We start from the raw sequence: 16,829 nt of genomic DNA, 5'->3' as shown, positions 1-16,829 counted from the left end.
AAACCTCGACTTCTTTGGTGCGCCTGTTAGGTTGACATATCAGTCAGGATTTAATCAGCGAAGCGCTTCAGTGGTAGCGTGGATTTGCTTCATCCTTTTTTCATCCCTAATCACGGCAGAAGGTACACATTGGCAAAGGAGGTTAACCAGCGCTCTAGTCGATGCTGGTAAAAGCTTCCGAGATGAAACGACTGCGAACACTGGGACGCTCTGTGTGCTCCAGCCCTTGAGGACGGGAACAAGTTCGCCGGAAATGAAGCTATCGATCGCTGTGTAGACCGGCAGCAGACTTATGCCCAGCCCCTGAATCGTCGCTGCCTTCACAACCTCCGGCGAGTCGGCCGAAAAAGATGAGCGGACATTTACGGTCTGACTCAAAACGCCGGAGCGTAGCGGCCACCCTTCAAAAGGATTGGTCGAAAGGGTTAGACAAGAGTGTGATAAAAGATCGGTTGGGGTGAGCGGAATCCCGTATCGTGCCAGATATGCTGGGCTTGCAGCGAGTACTGCAGACACTTCTCCAACTGTCCGAGCGATCAAAGCGGACGAAGGCAGCGCAATAGCGCAGAAAACGCTGCAGTCGATTTCTTCGGCGACGATATCTGCTGGCTTTTGGCGGGTAATGTATTCGATGGATACGTCTGGGTACTGCAACGCATAGCTACCGAGAACTGGTTGAACGTACCGTCTTCCAAGGCCGTCCATGCTCGCGACGCGTAGGTCACCGACGGGCCGGCCGGCGAGACTGCTGGCTTCTCTTTCCGCGTCGTCCACTAGATCAAGTACTGCCCGACACCTTTCAAGGTAGCGCTTACCAGCCGCAGTCAGAACCAGCCGTCGCGAGTTCCGATGAAGCAACTTACAGTTAAGCCGCGACTCGAGTTCGGTGATCGTCCTTGATATCTGCGATGGCGCGAGTTGCACCTGCGATGCCGCGGTCGCGAAGCTGCCGCACGCGGACACGTTCGCAAAGATCCCCATCGCATGGAGCAAACCCGATTCGAGCGGTGCTCTCTTATGCTGCTTCATTGCCTATTGCCAGGTTGAAAGGGTGTCACATAACAGATCGTCGGCTCGAATAATAGGTCATTTGTGTGCTGCGTTCCACACAGCCTAGGGGCGACCGTGCGTTTTATGCAACTAAGGTTGCGAGCGAATAGTGCATTTTGAGGAGGTGGCCTCCGCTAAGATCGTCGGCGCCATACCTCGGCGCACCGGCAGGCCAGCGAGCACTGTCCTCTCAAGGCACAGGGAGCAAGGCCTGCGTATCGAAAACTAGACTATCGAAACCCTATGAAAAAGACGTTCTTGAGCGCATTGTGCGGCATAACTCTATCGGCGGTTGCCTCGGGAGCTGGTGCGCAAAGCACACAGTCGACTGATCCGACACAAGACGAACGTATCGATCCCCAGGTGAGGGCTTTTCTTGCAGAAATAAATAAAGATAGCCGCCCGTTTTGGGAACTGCCGCAGCCCAAGCCGCAAGACATTTTGTCCGGACTTCAGAAGCAGACCAAAGTCGATATGTCCGGAGTTGCGACGACGGAAACCGCGATCACGGTTGATGGTAGACCAGTCAAGCTCTATGTGATGAAGCCGACGCGACCCGCGCATAAGCCCGGCGTTGTGCTCTTTATTCATGGTGGAGTTTGGATCGTCGGAAACTTTACGAACCACGAACGCCTCCTTCGTGACATCGTCGTAGGGTCGGGACAGATCGGCGTTTTTGTTGAATACACGCCACTGCCGCAAGCTAAATATCCGACGCAACTGAACGAGTCGTATGCAGCGCTGCAATGGGTTGCCCAGCATGCGTCGGAGTTTGGCGCTGACGGAAGTCGAATCGCTGTGGCGGGGAACTCCGTCGGGGGCAACATGGCGGCCGCGCTTGCATTGATGGCGAAGGATAAGGGGGGGCCGAAGATCAGTTATCAGGCCCTCTTGATTCCGGCCACCGACGCAAGCGTGGACACGGCATCCTATAAGGAGTTCGGGTCGGGCCGTTTCTTGGCACGCGATTTCATGAAGTATGGTTGGGACCTTTATGCACCCGACGAGGCTACGAGGAGCAGTCCTTACGTGTCACCGCTGCGCGCGAGCGTGAACGAATTGAAGGGCTTGCCGCCTGCGCTAGTCGTAACAGCGGAGAACGATCCCTTGCGAGACGAGGGCGAGGCATATGCGCGAAAGCTTAAAGCAGCTGGTGTCCCAACTGCGGCGATTCGCTTCAACGGAACGATCCATGATTTTGTGCTTCTCAACGCTTTGAAGACGGTTCCCTCAACCGATGCCGCGCTGGACGTTATTACGAAGGAACTTCACGACCATCTGTCGAGATAAGTTCTTGAAGCACCAAGCTAGGCGGATCTGACAGGATCGGGGCGGCGCGTGATGGGCGTCCGCGCCCGATTGCCCAATGAGCTGGTCTTTCAAGATCCTGACATCCTCACGAGGAGGTCTAGCTTTTCCAGCGCGTGGCCGATTTGGCTTTTTTCGCTGTCTCTTGTGACATCAGTGGCATGCCACCTGTGATAAAAGCGCGGCCTCATGAACCCGGGTTCGCTTCTGCTGGACGCAGGTTAGCAGGGTGCAGGCGCGAATCACTCCGACTTCGCAGCCTACGATAGGCTAGTCGTTGACGCGCCGAATCTTGCCGGCGATCTCGCGGGACGCCAGCGGCTGAGCGTGCCATATCGGCTTTCACCTGCGGAGGTGAGCGGAGGCCGCAGCGACATCCTTCATTTTTTCCAGATAGTGCCGTAACTAGGGTCGACAGACGTAGGGATGTCCGTCACCGGCCGAAAACGTCCGACCCATTCAGAAGAGGGTAGGCGACTCACTGAAAAAAGCCCTTGCAGACAATACTTAAATTCATGATGCGCCATAGGCTAACCCTCCAGGACTTCGGGCTGATCCTTGGGGCCTTACTCGTTACTGCTTATGTCTTGCTGCAGGTTGACGTCTTCGTAGCTGATGGGGCGGGACCGAGGGCGCAAGGCATTGAGCCGGATGAAGTTCCTATACTCGGCATGGTTCTCAGCGTTGGGCTACTGTGGTTCGCCTGGCGCCGCGTACGAGCACAAAGACTGGAGGCTACTGCGCGCATTGAGGCTCAGGCAATGTTGCACGAGATGGCCTTCCACGACGCGCTTACGGGGTTACCGAATCGACGCTGTCTGACCGAACACCTATCAGTGGCGGTTGCCTCGCCGCCCGCGGCCGGGGCGATTCACGCTGTCATGGCGATTGACCTGAATGGGTTCAAGCGGATAAATGACGTGTTCGGTCATAGCGCAGGCGACCAAGCATTGATGACAGCTGCACGAAGACTGCTCTCCGCCGTTCGCGACGGCGACATGGTCGCCCGCATTGGCGGTGACGAGTTTGTGATTGTCGCGATGCAATTGGCAAGCAGCGAAAGCGCAACCGGCTTGGCATTGCGGGTGCTGGAGGCGCTTGCCGGGCCTTCAACAACCGCAGGCATCGAGCAGCGTCTGAGCGCCGGGATCGGTATATGCCTTCTTCCGTTTCACGGTGCCACCCCGGATGAGACTCTGCGCCGGGCGGACGTGGCCCTCTATAAGGCGAAGGCAGCTGGGCAATCACGCTTGCGCTTCTTTGACGAGGCCTTAGATAAGCAGATCCGCGAGCGTGATGAACTCGAGCGCGAGTTCAGGCAAGCGCTGGGCAATTGTGAGATCGAGCCATACTTCCAGCCGATCGTCGACCTTCAGACAGGTAACGTCATTGCCTTTGAGGCTTTGGCGCGCTGGAGGCACGCAACGCTGGGCGAGGTAGCGCCAGAGCGTTTCGTCGCAATCGCAGAGGATACCGGCCTTATTACAAAACTTTCCGACCACTTGTTGAGCGCGGCGTGCAAGGCAGCGCTGGCTTGGCCGGGACACGTCCGCCTGTCTTTCAACCTCTCGCCGGTCGAGTTGCGTGATACGGATCGAGGACAGCGCCTGCTCGCTTTGCTCGCAGAAAACGGTCTATCGCCTAGACGGCTCAAAGTCGAAATCACCGAAAGTGCATTAGCAGGCCGTTGAAATATCCTCTAATGAACGCGCGCTCGTTTATTCGTAAGAGCTAGCACGATGCGGTGTCCCAAATGAATTGACGCCGACTTTCCTTGGATTTATCTGCTGCCAATGCCGCTTTGCTTCTCGCCCACGCTTTCAAGCTGCCCGAGCAGCAAGCGTTCGCATGCGCGTCAAGTTGTACGCCGCCTGAGTCAGCAGAAAGAGTTGGTCGACTCGCTCCAGGCCTCGATACATCGCCTGCCGAATCCGGCCGACGGTCTTGCCCCATCCGAACACCTGCTCGATGCATTTGCGTTTGCACTGACTCATTGCATAGCCGGGCCATCGCGTGGTTCGAGCGTCAATCGCGGAACCGCCCGCGCGGGCATCGTTTTGCGCCACGTGCGGTGTCACGTTGTTCGCGCGGCACGTCGCCACGAAGCCCGCCGTATCGTAGTTCTTGTCAGCACCGACCGTGATGGTCGTACCGGCACATTGCGCAGCATCGGCAAGCATCTGCGCGGCCGCGTCGCGTTCGGCCGTGCCGTTGGCTTGCGTGACCTGCGCGTTGACCACGAGACCATGCCGGTTATCGGTCAGCACGTGACCCATGTAGCAAAGCACCGCGCCCGTGCCACGACTCTTGCGGAACAGTCGTGCCTGATTGTCCGTGCTGGATTCATGCGTGTCGTTGCTGCGTTTCTCGCCGCGCCAGTTCTCCTGCGAGCCGCCTCCGCCCTCAGGCGGCGAATCGTCATCCTGTTTCGTCTTGGGCACGAAGCTCTTGTGTCCCGCCCACGCCTGAATGAGCGTCCCGTCGACGCTGAAGTGCTCGCCCGACAGGTGACCTCGCACGCGCGCCGTCTCGACCGTTTCGTTGAACAGGCTGACCATGACATCGTGGATCATCAGCCGGTCGCGGTTCTTGCTGAAGGTGGAGTGGTCCCAGACCGCATCGTCCATCGCCAGTCCGACGAACCATCGAAACAGCATGTTGTAGGAGATTTGCTCCATCAGCATGCGCTCGCTGCGAAACGAATACAGCACCTGCAACAACAGCGCGCGTATCAGTTTCTCCGGCGCGATGCTCGGCCGACCGCCCTTGGCCTCGCTCTCGTACATGCGCGAAAACACCGCGTCCATGCGCGTGAGCGCCTCGTTCAGCCACAGGCGAATGGGTCGCAGCGGATGATTGGCCGGAACGAAATCGTCCAGTCTGGACATCGTGAACATCGATTCGGTATAGCCGTCGGGGCCGCGCATCGCTTTGGTCTCTGTGTCGTTCGATTGTTTAGATCAACGTTTCTGCCTTGTGCGCGGATGACCTGGGAGGAGGGTATTTCAACAGGCTGTTAGTGCGCGACATGAACGCTGCACAACGTGTTCTCGGTATGCTACGCGATGCCGGAGTCTCGATCGCCCTTGACGACTTCGGGACAGGGTATTCAAGCCTCTACCATCTTCGAAATTTCAAGCTGGACAAGATCAAAATCGATCGCAGCTTCGTGCAGAGCATGCAGGATGAGCGCGAGAGCGCGGAGATCGTTGCTGCGCTCGTGGGGCTGGGTACCGGGCTTGGGCTCACCATTACCGCGGAAGGCATTGAAGGCACAGCGGAAGAGGCTCGGCTGCGCGCTCTCGGTTGCGGCCAAGGCCAAGGCTTCTTGTTTAGTCGCGCGATTAGCGCAGCCGAAACGAAACAAATGTTTACCGAGGACGGTGAACATTGTTGCAAAGGGTATTCGGAACTTCGTGTGGAAAATGCTTCACCCGTAGGGTCCAATTGACCTCACCGAGGCTGCCCAGGACCGGAAGTACGGATTGGACAATCTCGGGTCGGCAGACCTTCCCCGACGTCTGTTCTATCGCGCGACGTGCTGGCTTACCATCGCGCCAAGGAAACGCATCGCGAGACGCCCGGCTCGTACCTGTGTTATCCAGAGAACGTCTCTGAATCAGGTTACGCGCCGCATTGACATCTGCGTGCCGACGGTGCCCGCACCACAGGCACTTAAACTTCGCCTGTTCGGTGCGGTTGTTCTTATCCACGTAGCCGCAAGCCGAATCAGCCTGTGACGAGTACGCGGCAATGACTTTTCTGCATGTGATGCCGAAGCGCTCTTGAGGTCCCTGAGTTTCGCTTCGATTGCACCAGGCTCGCGCCTGATGCGGCAGAGCAAAGCGCATTAAACCAAAGTCAGCGCGACGTCGATGTTGCCGCGCGTGGCGTTGGAGTACGGGCAGACGATGTGCGCTTTGTTGACGAGTGACTGTGCGGCGTCACGGTCCATACCGGGCAGGGTGATCTCTAGTTCGACTTCGATCCCGAAGCCGTTCGGGATTGCGCCAATGCCTACACTGCCGTCGACCGCGATGTCCGCAGGCAGGTTCACTTTGTCGCGAGCAGCAACGAATTTCATGGCGCCTAGAAAGCATGCGCTGTAGCCCGCCGCGAAGAGCTGCTCCGGATTGGCGCCTTCCCCTCCTGCTCCGCCCAATTGGCGAGGCGTGGTCAGCTTGAAATCCAGATTGCCTTCGGCAACGGTGGCTCGGCCATCGCGGCCGCCGGTTGCATGGGCATGGGCGCGGTAAAGGACTTTTTCGATCGACATATGAGCTCGCTTAAGTGGAGTGATACGCTTCGGTTCGTAGCGCTCTACCTATTTATAGGTAGAGAGCCGAATAAATAGTGAGGATTTTTCACAAGCCACTGCTGGCAAACGCAGGCGCTGCCAACAACGCCGTTAGCGTGACCAGCAAGGTTGCGAGTAGGTTGGCGCCTGCAAAAAGCAACGCCGCGGTGAGCTTGGAGTTCATGCCTGTCAGGCTCCTTGAGCGCGAATCATTAGTGACCGGCGTACACCGAGCGTGCGTCGATCGCTGCGACCATGCGTGCGCCTGCGGCCGATGAACCAGTACTCGCACCGCCAAAGCCGGTTGTCGTCGGCATCGAAACCCGCGCAACGGCCGCTTGGATCTGAGTGGGGTAGCTGGCCTGATCTCCGTCGCCGACGCGATAGCCTGCATTCTCCAACTGAGTCAGTTCGGTGCGCACCTGCGCACGCGTGAGATGGTCATTGGATTGGGCGAACGAGGCCACCGGAGCGGCGAGTGCGACAGCGACGGCAACGGCATTGATGAGCGATTTCATGATCATTGTCCTTCGAGTTCGGTTAATAGAGCGGTGCTGCTGTTGCTTTGGTCTAAATGCGTCAGGGGCACTGAGCTTAGTGATGTGCGAATACGGTTGCTGAACTGTGGGCCGCCGCTCGGGCGCCACTGTCTGCACGCCCTTCGGTGCTGCCCCCATACGCATTGGCCGAGGCCTGCGCTTGGGAATTGAGGCTCAGCACGCTGGGGCCGCCTTGCGAGGCAGGTGCACCGGTGGCAGGGTTATAAGACGGCGCCGGGCCAAAGCCACTTGCAAATGCCGGGGCAGCAGCCGAGACGACCGAAACGGCCAGCAGCGACGCGATGAGCTTGTTCTTCATGACTTTCTCCAAAGTATCTGTCGACACAGCAAGTTGTTAAACTACCTATCCATAGATAGACATCCCCGCCAATTAAAAGGCGGACTGTCCGCCTTTTAATCTCGTTACGTTGAAACTTTATACATGCGCGGGACGTCATCCAGCCGCGCCTTGGTGTTGAACAAGCGACTGGCAAGAATGGCGCCCTGGAAGCTTGCAAACAACACCCTTGCTGCAAGGTCTGCACTGCCATTAACTACTAGCGTTCCTTCCTCCGCACCTTGCGCTAGCACCCCTGAGAGCCACTTCTCGTTCGCTTTAAAAAACGACTGCACCGCGTCGCCAATCTTCTCCGGCAGCGAACCGAGGTCAGCCGCCAGCATTCCGCATAAGCAAATCTGCTCACCATCGCCAAGCGTTTTGCCTACCATCTTCGCATAGCGATCAAGCTTGACGTTGGCCGCCAGCCCAGGGTCAATGCCGTAGACCGACGCCATCACCGTGCTGCTGTACTCGCCGACGGCTTCCAGAACCAAATCATCCTTGGACGGGAAGTGATAATGAATGCTGGATGTCTTCACGCCGACCAGAGCGGAAAGATCGCGATAACTGAATCCGCTGTAGCCGCGCAGCATCATCAATGTGATCGCGTGGCTGAGGAGTTTCTCGCGTACCGGTGATGTTGTCGTGTCCATGAGCAGTAATGTACCTATCGGTAGATAGATTGTCAAGCACTATTCAATGCCCGACTGGGATGTGCGGCCGCGTGAGCAAATCGACAGCTCACGGCTGCGAAGCGTGGGCCGGCGCGAGGAGGCAGAAGCATGAAGCGAAGCCGGCCGAGATTGCAGAGCGTGGTCGACGTCCATCTGAGCTTACCCGCTGAAGGGTGGTAACGATGCCGATACCGTGCGCCGACACGGCAGCCATATGCGACGACAGGGCCGGCCCCGCGGTAAGAGGTCGTCGCACGCGAGTTTTCGACTGCTTGGATCGTCGGTGCCCCGTCAAGATCGTTACTGCAGGTACTAAGCGATCATCTTCGTGACGACTGTCGCCAGAAGTTGTTTCGAGGCCATCGACCACGCAACGCTAGCGCTGAAGGCTGTGGCCACCCAAAGCGAACGATGAGCATTTCATGCAGTAATCAGCGAAGACTTTGCGACGCGGATTAAGAGCAGCTAGCGAGGCCGGATCTCGCAGACAATCACGGCTGCCTCATGAGAGTTAGCTCGTGCAGCTAAGAACTTCGAGCGCGGCATCGCATGCCCCACGCAGTTGGTCGCGCATGAGGGTTTGTACGTCAGGCGATCGCGCGACAATTGCGTCCCGTATTTTCTTCGCCGTGTCGAAGGAGGTCCGCATGCGCCCGCCACGCGCCATCGCGATGCGACGCAAGCGCCGCACGGGACCAATCAGCGCGGCGTGATTAGCCTGCAAGGTGCGGTTGTCCGCGATCGTCATGACGATCGCGTAATAGCGGTCGAGCCCGTCCACGTAGGCGGACGGATTGTCCGCATCGACGCTCCGCTGCATGTCGGCGATGACGTCATCGAGTTGCGCGGTGCCAAGCGGCGTGATGCGCTCCGATGCAAGCTGCACGGCGAGACATTCGAGCGCGGCCCGCACCGTGTAGATTTCCTCGACGTCCCTCGCGGTCACGGCGCGAACGTATGCGCCCACGCGCGGCACGATAGTCACCAGCCCTTCACGTTCCAGCTGCGCGAACGCCTCACGCATGGGCGTGCGGCTCACATTCAACTGCTTCGCGACCTGCACTTCCGACAGACGGCTTCCCGGCGTCAGCACGCCTTCCACGATCGCCTCGCGCAATGCGGGCACCACGACGCCTTCGCTCAGGGAATCGCCCGAAGTCTCCACCGCGCGCAGCCTGGCGTGATAACGCCCCGCGATGTCCGCGAGGGTGGGCGTGCTAGCGGCCGCGCGTCCTGCTGCACGGAGTTCTCCTTTCAGTCGAGCGGTTTTTGCAGCAGCCATTGACACCTCGATACCCTTGTGAATACGCTGTATACAGATTATACAGGAGGAGAGACCATGGATCGAGATTCGCTGCCACAACCTGTTTTGATCGACAGAACGGACGGCGTGATGACCTTCACGCTGAATCGTCCCGAATGCGGCAATGAAATATCCGCCGCCATGTTCGATGCCATGTCCGCCGCGCTGCGCGCCGAAGCCCTGGAGCCGACCGCGCGCGTGCTCAGCATTCGCGCGACGGGCGACACGTTCTGCCTCGGGCGCGAGCGCGCGGGCACGGATGCCGTATCGATCCGCAAGGAGGTCGCGCGGCTCATCGAGATGAAGCGGCTCGTGCGCAACACGTCGCTCATCTCGATCGCGCAGGTGCAGGGCGATGCAATGGGCTTCGGCCTCGGGCTTGCGATGCTGTGCGATTTCACGCTGGTTGCATCAACTGCATCGCTGGCGTTTCCGGAAATGCGCAAGGGCTTGCCGCCCGCCGCGATCATGGCGTACGCGGGCGACTATGCGCTGCCCAAGGTGCTCTTTCCGATGGTGTTGTTCGGCGATGCCATCACGCCGGCTGATGCCCTGCAGGCGGGGCTCATCACCCGCGTCTGCGAACGCGACGCGCTCGCGGCGCACGCCGATGCATTGACCCGGCGCATCCTCGCGCTCGACGACACCGGTGCGCGCCATTGCAAGGCATTTTTCCAGGCTGCGCGGGAAAGCCGCGTCGAAGACAACTTCCGCACCGCCACCGACATGCTGACCGTCAGTTCCCTGCGCCTGATGCAAGGCCGCTGAGACGGAACGACGAGACGACAAGGAGGAGACAACCATGTACGTCAACGCAGGCCCGAGACTGGATCGTTTGCCGATGTCGCCGTTTCATCGCCGCATCATGTGGCTGATCGGCATCGGCATGTTCTTCGACGGCTTCGATATCTATGTCGCATCGACCGTGCTCGGCGCGACGCTGCAAAGCGGCTTTTCCACGCTCGCGCAGAACGCCTTGTTCGTGTCGCTGACCTTTCTCGGCATGATGCTCGGCTCGCTAGGCACGGGCTTTCTCGGTGACCGTTTCGGGCGGCGCTTCACGTATCAGGCCAATCTCGCGATCTTCGGGCTCGCATCGCTCGGCGCGGCGTTCGCGCCGAACATGGCGGTGCTGATCGCGTGCCGCTTCGTGATGGGTCTGGGCCTCGGCGCGGAGAACGTCGTCGGCTATTCGACGCTGACGGAGTTCGTGCCGCCGACGAAGCGCGGCAAGCTGCAAGGGCTGATGGCGGTGTTCGTCGTGTCCGGTTTGCCAGTCGCGGGTCTGATCGGCCTGCTGCTGATTCCTTCGCTCGGCTGGCGCGCGATGTTCGTCGTCGGTGGTCTCGGCGCGCTTGGCGTCTGGTATGCGCGCAAGTCCTTGCCCGAGTCGCCACGCTGGCTGGAATCGGTCGGACGCAACGACGAAGCGGAGGCGATCATGCTGCGCATCGAGGCGGAGGTGACGCAATCGCGCGGCGGCGAACCGCTGCCGCCGCCGCTCGTGGCGAAGGCATCGAAGGCAGCGCCCATGTCGTTCGGCGCGCTGTTTTCCGGTGCGATGCTGCCGCGCATGATCGTCGGCTGCGTGACGCTCGTGGTCATCAATACGTTGCTGTACGGCTTCATCACGTGGCTGCCGACTTTCTTCGTGCATCAGGGCATGAGCATCGCGAAGTCGTTCGGCTTCGCGCTCGTGATGTCGCTCGGCGCGCCCATCGGCAGCGGCATCGGCGCACTGACGGCGGATGCGTGGGGGCGCAAGCCGACCATCATCGGGGCGTCGCTCGCGGCCATCGTCTTCGGGGCGATCTATCCGTTCGTTTCGAGCCCGATGCTGCTGCCCGTCATCGGCCTTTTGCTCACCATTCCCATCTACGTGCTCGTTGCGCTTCTGTTCGCGGTCTATGTGCCGGAACTCTTTCCGACGCCCGTGCGGCTGCGCGCCTCGGGCATCTGCAACACGCTCGGGCGCGGCGCGACTATCGTCACGCCGTTCATTGTGGTGGCGCTGTTCGCGCAACATGGCGTTGTAGGCGTGCTGGCGTTGATGATCAGCTTGCTCGCCATTCAGATCGTCGTGGTCGCGTGGCTCGGCGTCGAGCCGACCGGCGAACGCCTCGAAGACCTCCAGCCCGATTCCCCCAATCTGCAGGATGCCCCCGAAGTACGGCCGGCGCACGCATCGCCTTCGAAATAACCGAACTCAGGAACACACATGGATACATCAAACCCCAGCCATCTCGAGGCGCAACTCTTCATCGACGGACAGTGGACCGATGCCGAGACCGGCCACACGATGGATATCATCAATCCTGCCACAGGCAGTGTTATCGGTGCGCTGGCCGCCGCGAGTGCCGCCGATGTCGATCGCGCGGTGCAGGCGGGACATCGCGCATTCGAGTCCGGCACATGGCGAGACATGCCCATCCAGCAACGCGCGCGCATCCTGAATCGCTTCGCCGATCTGTTCGAAGCGGACCTGGAGCAGTTCTACAGCTGGAGACGCTCAACAACGGCCGGCCGATCTCAGAGACGCGCGCGCAGATTTCGCGTTTGCCGCAGTTCTATCGCTATTTCGCGGCGCTCGCGCTCACGCGGCGCAGTGATGTGATTCCCATCGAAGGCCCGTATCTTTGCTATACGCAGCGTGTGCCGCTCGGTGTCGTCGCGTTGATGACTTCGTTCAATCATCCGCTCATGATCCTGTCGAAGAGTCTCGCGCCGGCGCTTGCGACGGGCAACAGCGTCGTCATCAAGGCATCGGAGCAGACACCGTTGACGACCGTGCGGCTCGTGCGCCTGCTCGACGAGGCGGGCGTGCCGAAGGGCGTCGTCAACGTGGTGAACGGCGAAGGGCGCGAGGCCGGCGCGGCGCTGGCCCGTCATCCGCTCATTCGCAAGGTGGTGTTCACCGGCGGCACGGAAGTGGGACGGTCGATCGGCGAAGCGGCGGCGCGCAATTTCGCGCTCACCACGCTCGAACTCGGCGGCAAGGGCGCGGTGATCCTGTTCGACGATTTCGACATGGAGCGCGCGGTAAATGGCGCGGCCTTCGCGGCATTCATCGGCGCCGGGCAGACGTGCGTATGCGGCGCGCGTATTCTCGTGCAGAAGTCGATGTATGCGGAGTTTCTCGAACGCTTCCGCACCAAGGCGTCGCATATCCGGGTCGGTGATCCGACCGATGCGAAGACGCAACTGGGCCCGGTCATTTCCGACCGCTCACGTCAGCGTATTCTTGCGATGCTGGATCGCGCGAAGCAGGCGGGCGTGAAGTGCCTGACCGGAGGCGGCGTGCCGCAGAATCTGAAGACGGGCTTCTACATCGAGCCCACTGTGCTGTACGACGTGCCGCCAGAATCGGAGATGGGTCAGGAAGAAGTGTTCGGGCCGGTCACGGTCGTGATGCCGTTCGAGGATGAAGCCGACGCCCTGCGTATCGCCAACGCGACGCAGTTCGGTCTCGCGGCGTCGGTGTGGACGCAGGATGTGGCGCGGGCGCATCGCGTGGCATCGAAGCTGGAATTCGGCATGGCGTGGGTGAACGACCACCACCGGCTCGATCCCGCATCGCCCTGGGGCGGTTTCAAGAATAGCGGCGTGGGGCGCGAAACGGGCATCGAGTCGTTCGACCAATTCAGCGAGCCGCGTGCCGTCACCGTCAACACGAGCGGCCAGACAGTAGACTGGTATGCGGACGATGGCGAACTTAAGCGGCTGAATTGAACTGAGAGGGCGCTTAAGCGCCGCAAACTGTCGTACGGGCTGGTTGCCCGCTGTTTTCAGGTCAGGGCGGTATCTGGCCCCGGATGGTGGCCAGCCTGCGCACGAAAACGCACGGCCTCTAAGGCGCTCTGAAAAGAGCGTCCCTAGGTGTCAGATCCGGGATAGTTGCTAATCTCCCGGACCTTTCTTCGCATTTACAACGCTTGAACCTGCACCGGCTTGCCCGGCTTACCATCGACCTGCGGCGCAATTACAAGATAGCGGCGCGTGCCTGGTCGCTCGGGATCGTTGATCGAGACGACTTGGCGTATCTGCCCGATGGCATTGACAATCGCAGATCCTGCCGGGTTCGTCATGAAATTGGCGAGGCCTTCGATAGCGCCGCTTCCATCAGGCGTTCCCGCGAGGCCGAGCACATATGGCTGCTTGGGATTCAAGCCTGTAACCGATGCCTGCAGTACTTGCAGGAGCCCTTGATCGAAAAGCGACACGCTCGTCGGAGAGTTGTGGTCACCATGCGTTTTGTCACCAACGATAGACAACGTCAAGTGTGTCGTGTTGCCCGCAAGCCCAAGTGGTTGAAGATTGCTCATGCCATCACCATCGGGCACCGCATTTGGAACATACGTCACTGCCTGCGGCGCCTGTCCGATGGGAACCTGACCGATGACTGTGTTCGTGATTGTGTCGATTGCTGCCATAGCATCGGCATTTTCCAGGCCGACAAAAACCCGGCTTCCGTCGCCTGATGGCCAGATGCCATGCGGCAATTTGCCGACCGGTATTGTTGCCACCTGCTCATACGTGTCGGTTCGGAACACCTTTACTTGGTTCAGTCCTCCGACCGTGACGTACGCAAACGTTCCCTTCGCATTTTTGGCGATGTTCACATGGTTCGTGATCGGTCCGGTGTCGAGAGTCTTGAGCAACGCGAAGGGCGGGTTCGCATCAAAGACCTGAGTCTTGCCCACATCTTTGAGCGTGAACCAGACCTGCTTTCCGTCCGGGGTAGCGGCGATATTTGGGCAGAACGGACTGTCCTGCTTGACCTTGCCCACGATCTTATGATCGGCTACCGAGATGACGTCCGTTTCCGGATTGAAAGACGAACAAACGTATCCGTACTTCCCGTCAGGCGAGAAGATTTGCATGCCGGGCCCGGCGGGCACAGTAATCCGTGTCTTCTCTTCATACGTCGAACCATCGAGCACGGACACATAATTCTCGCCGCGCACGGTGACCCACACCTCCTTGCCGTCTGGAGTGAAGAAGGCTTCATGCGGCGAGCGCCCGACATACGTGACGTGCTTGACTGCGTTGGTCGCCGTGTCGATGAACGAGACCGAGTTCGATCCAATCGACACCACGGCGATGGTCTTGTGATCCGGCGAGAATCCCATGCCGTGCACAAGCACTTGCCCGCGGTAAAGCGGGCTGAAGTTCATCGGTGACGGGTCGCCCAGACGAATGACGCCCAACAGGCGATTGTCGACCGGATCGGTCACGGAGACCGTGTTCGAGAACTGCTCGGCCGCATAGACGCGATCGTGGTGGCTGACCGGGATATCCGGCGCGCTATCCGCGCCAGGTGCTTGGCTGGCAACCGCCATGGACGCGGTAGCCAAAGCAAACGCTCCCATCATGATTTTCGACCGCAACGTGAGTGACTTCATTGGGTTCCCTCGGGGGTTGATGAATGAGCGCCCATATGAGTATGCATGGGCATGGAGTCCTGCTTCGCGGCGGGACGGATCTGATCAGGAGACGAGGTGGAGGGCGGCAATGCCGTGCCCAACGCGAGGTGCATTGCCGCGATCTCTTGCTGCTGCTCGACGATGATCTCCTGAGCTATCCGTCGCAGCTGCTCGTTCTTGCCGTAGCGAAGCTCCGCTTGAGCCATGTCGATAGCCCCTTGGTGATGCGGAATCATCATGCCGACGAAGTCTTTGTCGACATCTCCGGAAGGCGCGATTTCCATGTCCGCCATCATCCGGTCCATGGCAACGTCGTTCTGTTTGAGGAACTCGCTCTCCGCTTCCGTCGCCGGTGGATGCCCCGGTTCAGCGGAGTACGAGACGCTTACCGCGGCACAGGAAATCAACGTGCATGCGATCGACGCTACGCCGCGAGCGGTTCTTCTTGGACTCGTCATCGGTTTCTCCATAATTGCCTCTGGATTGAGTGAACAGCGCTGCGTTCCTGTTATTCCATACGGACGCAAAAAATTTCCGCGGTAAGGACGGCACTGGCTTTCAGAGTCGCTCGACACAGAAGTACGCGCCACACTCTGATTTACGTGTACTCGCTAGATGTGTGAAGGCGGCAGTCACTGTCCGAGCCGCTTGCATCTAATCGGCGCATGGACTTGGCGCAAGATGGGTCGAAACGTCTATGAAACTTCGCACGTTACGGGAATAGATCCGCTGGATGCGATGTTTGCTCCAGTGCAAGCCGCAATCAATCTCAAATGGAGCGCAACATGAAGCTGGTAAAACTCGCCGTCATCGCTGCTGCGCTGGCCTCCACGTCCGTCGCCTTCGCTCAGGGCATCACTCGCGATGATGTTCGCGCACAACTCGTGCAAGCGGAGCAGAACGGATCGCAGCTCGTCACGGACGCGTCATATCCCGACGTTAGTCCGATCTATCGCAATCAGGTGGCGAGAGCGCATGCGGCAGACACCCGCAGCTATGGCGGGCGGGCGACGGCCTGGACCGACAGTGGCGCTCGTTCGAGCTCTGCAGCATGCGTGGGTCCTTACAGTTTTTGCAATCTCTACGCAGGGTCGTAGCATGGCAGCGCGCCCGCGTCTGTCTACGCGGGAATAATCGCCACGCACGGTGTTCGTGCTCGATAACCCAGGCAATCGCTGATATAAAAGTGTCGTGGAACCTAGATCAGTTGTGTCCTTAACCGAAGCTGATTTGCAGGCTTACGCCGACGGCGTGCTCGCGTCCGAAAAGGCCGATGCGCTCCTCGCTTATCTCGCGCAGAGACCGGATGAAGCCCGAAGGGTAGGCTTTAACCTTCGGTTGAACTACCAGTTGCGGTCACAATTCGAGGATTTCAGCACGATCCCGTCACCGACGGCTCGCAAAGGCCATCGACACGCGTTGATCCTTTTGGTGACGCTCGCATGCGTCGCGCTGTCGCTCGCCGCCGTTTGGCTGACGGTCGAGGTTCCGGCAGCATTGCTTGAGACAGCAGCCGTCGACGCACTAGTTGTCGAGCAGTCGAATCCGGCCGTCGCGAAACCTGTGTTGAGTGCTCCGGACCTGTCATCCGCGGGCTTCCATCTGGTCGGTGTCCGAAAGACGACGTTCGGAGCCTTCTCGACGGTGAACCTTACGACCTACCGCAATGCGAACGGCGACCCTTTGGTCTTGTTGGCGGGGCCGTCGTCCGCGCTTGGGCTGCAGCCGCCGTGGCATGCGCATAGAATCGGTGCGGCGCGTCTTGTTGAATGGACATCGGCAAACGGCGTTCGCACGGTTGTCGCCACTTTTGCGGGGACACGAGGCCTTATGGGCGCTGCCGAAATCCTGAAAGCTATAGAGGAGAGGCGATGAAACATCGCAGGAAAACCACG

Annotated in this window: 17 protein-coding genes and 2 pseudogenes; 8 read left to right on the top strand and 11 right to left on the bottom strand. The window is 59.6% G+C overall.

What is annotated here, in order from left to right; genetic code table 11:
- Positions 1–54 precede the first annotated feature (54 nt).
- Both ACZCWR_RS24855 and ACZCWR_RS24850 read right to left on the bottom strand, forming a co-directional pair.
- Entirely contained in the window at positions 55–705 is a 651-nt protein-coding gene (locus ACZCWR_RS24855) for a substrate binding domain-containing protein (protein WP_487306138.1), read from the bottom strand.
- Positions 706–870: 165 nt separating this feature from the next.
- Positions 871–981, bottom strand: a pseudogene (locus ACZCWR_RS24850) (LysR family transcriptional regulator); the annotation flags it as partial.
- 312 nt (positions 982–1,293) lie between these two features.
- Here ACZCWR_RS24850 and ACZCWR_RS24845 point away from each other — a divergent pair.
- Positions 1,294–2,340, top strand: a complete 1,047-nt coding sequence (locus tag ACZCWR_RS24845) for an alpha/beta hydrolase (RefSeq protein WP_487305700.1) — start codon at positions 1,294–1,296, stop codon at positions 2,338–2,340.
- Between the two features lie 779 nt (positions 2,341–3,119).
- Positions 3,120–4,049 (top strand): putative bifunctional diguanylate cyclase/phosphodiesterase, encoded by a 930-nt coding sequence (locus ACZCWR_RS24840; protein ID WP_487305699.1) that lies wholly within the window; start codon positions 3,120–3,122, stop codon positions 4,047–4,049.
- 129 nt (positions 4,050–4,178) lie between these two features.
- On the opposite strand, the gene ACZCWR_RS24835 is transcribed toward ACZCWR_RS24840, so the two are convergent.
- Positions 4,179–5,285, bottom strand: a complete 1,107-nt coding sequence (locus ACZCWR_RS24835; protein WP_487305698.1) for an IS5 family transposase — start codon at positions 5,283–5,285, stop codon at positions 4,179–4,181.
- Between the two features lie 101 nt (positions 5,286–5,386).
- Here ACZCWR_RS24835 and ACZCWR_RS24830 point away from each other — a divergent pair, with 101 nt between their 5' ends.
- Positions 5,387–5,809 carry an EAL domain-containing protein gene (locus ACZCWR_RS24830; RefSeq protein WP_487305697.1) on the top strand — a complete coding sequence of 141 codons (423 nt, stop codon included), beginning with the start codon at positions 5,387–5,389 and terminating at the stop codon, positions 5,807–5,809.
- On the opposite strand, the gene ACZCWR_RS24825 is transcribed toward ACZCWR_RS24830, so the two are convergent.
- The 6 genes from ACZCWR_RS24825 to ACZCWR_RS24800 all read right to left on the bottom strand — a co-directional run bounded on the left by ACZCWR_RS24825 (position 5,730) and on the right by ACZCWR_RS24800 (position 9,490).
- Entirely contained in the window at positions 5,730–6,209 is a 480-nt protein-coding gene (locus ACZCWR_RS24825) for a zinc ribbon domain-containing protein (RefSeq protein WP_487305696.1), read from the bottom strand. The two genes, ACZCWR_RS24830 and ACZCWR_RS24825, sit on opposite strands and share 80 nt — an antisense overlap.
- Entirely contained in the window at positions 6,209–6,634 is a 426-nt protein-coding gene (locus ACZCWR_RS24820; RefSeq protein ID WP_487305695.1) for an organic hydroperoxide resistance protein, read from the bottom strand. Before ACZCWR_RS24820 ends, ACZCWR_RS24825 begins: the two co-directional genes overlap by 1 nt.
- 233 nt (positions 6,635–6,867) lie before the next feature.
- Positions 6,868–7,173: a DUF4148 domain-containing protein gene (locus ACZCWR_RS24815; protein ID WP_487305694.1), complete on the bottom strand. Its 306-nt coding sequence runs from the start codon at positions 7,171–7,173 to the stop codon at positions 6,868–6,870.
- A 76-nt stretch (positions 7,174–7,249) separates the two neighbouring features.
- Positions 7,250–7,513: a hypothetical protein gene (locus ACZCWR_RS24810; RefSeq protein WP_487305693.1), complete on the bottom strand. Its 264-nt coding sequence runs from the start codon at positions 7,511–7,513 to the stop codon at positions 7,250–7,252.
- 104 nt (positions 7,514–7,617) lie between these two features.
- A complete protein-coding gene (locus tag ACZCWR_RS24805) occupies positions 7,618–8,187 on the bottom strand; it encodes a TetR/AcrR family transcriptional regulator (protein WP_487305692.1) in 570 nt (189 codons plus the stop codon).
- A 532-nt stretch (positions 8,188–8,719) separates the two neighbouring features.
- On the bottom strand, positions 8,720–9,490 hold the full coding sequence (locus tag ACZCWR_RS24800; RefSeq protein WP_487305691.1) for a GntR family transcriptional regulator: 771 nt from the start codon (positions 9,488–9,490) through the stop codon (positions 8,720–8,722).
- Between the two features lie 57 nt (positions 9,491–9,547).
- On the opposite strand from ACZCWR_RS24800, the gene ACZCWR_RS24795 reads away from it, so the two are divergent.
- From ACZCWR_RS24795 to ACZCWR_RS24785, 3 genes and pseudogenes are all read left to right on the top strand, one after another.
- A complete protein-coding gene (locus tag ACZCWR_RS24795) occupies positions 9,548–10,279 on the top strand; it encodes an enoyl-CoA hydratase/isomerase family protein (protein WP_487305690.1) in 732 nt (243 codons plus the stop codon).
- Between the two features lie 34 nt (positions 10,280–10,313).
- Entirely contained in the window at positions 10,314–11,711 is a 1,398-nt protein-coding gene (locus tag ACZCWR_RS24790) for an MFS transporter (RefSeq protein ID WP_487305689.1), read from the top strand.
- Between the two features lie 18 nt (positions 11,712–11,729).
- Positions 11,730–13,240, top strand: a pseudogene (locus ACZCWR_RS24785) (aldehyde dehydrogenase).
- A gap of 194 nt (positions 13,241–13,434) precedes the next feature.
- Here the strand turns inward: ACZCWR_RS24785 and ACZCWR_RS24780 are convergent.
- Both ACZCWR_RS24780 and ACZCWR_RS24775 read right to left on the bottom strand, forming a co-directional pair.
- Positions 13,435–14,883 carry a YncE family protein gene (locus ACZCWR_RS24780; protein ID WP_488876528.1) on the bottom strand — a complete coding sequence of 483 codons (1,449 nt, stop codon included), beginning with the start codon at positions 14,881–14,883 and terminating at the stop codon, positions 13,435–13,437.
- 26 nt (positions 14,884–14,909) lie between these two features.
- Complete coding sequence (locus tag ACZCWR_RS24775; RefSeq protein WP_487305687.1) at positions 14,910–15,392, bottom strand: DUF305 domain-containing protein; 483 nt, start codon at positions 15,390–15,392, stop codon at positions 14,910–14,912.
- Positions 15,393–15,719: 327 nt separating this feature from the next.
- On the opposite strand from ACZCWR_RS24775, the gene ACZCWR_RS24770 reads away from it, so the two are divergent.
- Both ACZCWR_RS24770 and ACZCWR_RS24765 read left to right on the top strand, forming a co-directional pair.
- Positions 15,720–16,031 (top strand): DUF4148 domain-containing protein, encoded by a 312-nt coding sequence (locus ACZCWR_RS24770; RefSeq protein ID WP_487305686.1) that lies wholly within the window; start codon positions 15,720–15,722, stop codon positions 16,029–16,031.
- Positions 16,032–16,143: 112 nt separating this feature from the next.
- Positions 16,144–16,809 (top strand): anti-sigma factor family protein, encoded by a 666-nt coding sequence (locus tag ACZCWR_RS24765; RefSeq protein WP_487305685.1) that lies wholly within the window; start codon positions 16,144–16,146, stop codon positions 16,807–16,809.
- Positions 16,810–16,829: the final 20 nt, after the last annotated feature.

The organism is Caballeronia sp. A2-2, assembly GCF_057612605.2.
This window is presented reverse-complemented; position numbering and strand designations above follow the sequence as displayed.

What these genes read in the sequence shown, in the direction of transcription:
- ACZCWR_RS24845 (WP_487305700.1), top strand. Translation starts at nt 1,294, where the DNA reads ATGAAAAAGACGTTCTTGAGCGCATTGTGCGGCATAACTCTATCGGCG.
- ACZCWR_RS24825 (WP_487305696.1), bottom strand. Translation starts at nt 6,209, where the DNA reads ATGCGCTTTGCTCTGCCGCATCAGGCGCGAGCCTGGTGCAATCGAAGC.
- ACZCWR_RS24795 (WP_487305690.1), top strand. Translation starts at nt 9,548, where the DNA reads ATGGATCGAGATTCGCTGCCACAACCTGTTTTGATCGACAGAACGGAC.
- ACZCWR_RS24840 (WP_487305699.1), top strand. Translation starts at nt 3,120, where the DNA reads ATGTTGCACGAGATGGCCTTCCACGACGCGCTTACGGGGTTACCGAAT.
- ACZCWR_RS24805 (WP_487305692.1), bottom strand. Translation starts at nt 8,187, where the DNA reads ATGGACACGACAACATCACCGGTACGCGAGAAACTCCTCAGCCACGCG.
- ACZCWR_RS24830 (WP_487305697.1), top strand. Translation starts at nt 5,387, where the DNA reads ATGAACGCTGCACAACGTGTTCTCGGTATGCTACGCGATGCCGGAGTC.
- ACZCWR_RS24790 (WP_487305689.1), top strand. Translation starts at nt 10,314, where the DNA reads ATGTACGTCAACGCAGGCCCGAGACTGGATCGTTTGCCGATGTCGCCG.
- ACZCWR_RS24835 (WP_487305698.1), bottom strand. Translation starts at nt 5,285, where the DNA reads ATGCGCGGCCCCGACGGCTATACCGAATCGATGTTCACGATGTCCAGA.
- ACZCWR_RS24780 (WP_488876528.1), bottom strand. Translation starts at nt 14,883, where the DNA reads ATGATGGGAGCGTTTGCTTTGGCTACCGCGTCCATGGCGGTTGCCAGC.
- ACZCWR_RS24775 (WP_487305687.1), bottom strand. Translation starts at nt 15,392, where the DNA reads ATGACGAGTCCAAGAAGAACCGCTCGCGGCGTAGCGTCGATCGCATGC.
- ACZCWR_RS24855 (WP_487306138.1), bottom strand. Translation starts at nt 705, where the DNA reads ATGGACGGCCTTGGAAGACGGTACGTTCAACCAGTTCTCGGTAGCTAT.
- ACZCWR_RS24810 (WP_487305693.1), bottom strand. Translation starts at nt 7,513, where the DNA reads ATGAAGAACAAGCTCATCGCGTCGCTGCTGGCCGTTTCGGTCGTCTCG.
- ACZCWR_RS24770 (WP_487305686.1), top strand. Translation starts at nt 15,720, where the DNA reads ATGAAGCTGGTAAAACTCGCCGTCATCGCTGCTGCGCTGGCCTCCACG.
- ACZCWR_RS24820 (WP_487305695.1), bottom strand. Translation starts at nt 6,634, where the DNA reads ATGTCGATCGAAAAAGTCCTTTACCGCGCCCATGCCCATGCAACCGGC.
- ACZCWR_RS24800 (WP_487305691.1), bottom strand. Translation starts at nt 9,490, where the DNA reads ATGGCTGCTGCAAAAACCGCTCGACTGAAAGGAGAACTCCGTGCAGCA.
- ACZCWR_RS24815 (WP_487305694.1), bottom strand. Translation starts at nt 7,173, where the DNA reads ATGAAATCGCTCATCAATGCCGTTGCCGTCGCTGTCGCACTCGCCGCT.